Genomic DNA, 365 nt, shown 5'->3' on the forward strand with positions numbered 1-365 from the left:
CCGACAATCTGCGGCTCGGCAGCTACCTGCATCGGAGCAGGGCCGACCGCGAGGCGCCGCTGGAACGGGTCTTCGCGATCTTCCCTCGGCTGAAGGAGCGGCTGCCGCAGCAGGCCGCGACTCTCTCCGGTGGCGAGCAGCAGCTGTTGGCCATCGGCCGCGCCCTGATGACCCGGCCGCGCCTGCTGATGCTGGATGAGCCCTCGCAGGGCATCCTGCCGGAACACGTCGACGCGTCCTTCTCCTCCGTCACGTCGTACCGGCACGCGGGGCCGAGCCGCCTGCCCGTCTGACCGCGCGGGCGACCGCGTCGGCCACCGAACGTTCTTCAGCCGCGATGTTGCCGAGCGCCCCGTGCGTCTTGA

1 pseudogene is annotated in these 365 nt (G+C 71.2%); it reads left to right on the forward strand.

The features are described from left to right. Positions 1-290: pseudogene (locus MKK75_RS32155) on the forward strand (ATP-binding cassette domain-containing protein); the annotation flags it as partial. Between the last annotated feature and the right edge of the window lie 75 nt (positions 291-365).

It is taken from the genome of Methylobacterium sp. J-030 (genome assembly GCF_022829545.1).
GTDB lineage: Bacteria > Pseudomonadota > Alphaproteobacteria > Rhizobiales > Beijerinckiaceae > Methylobacterium.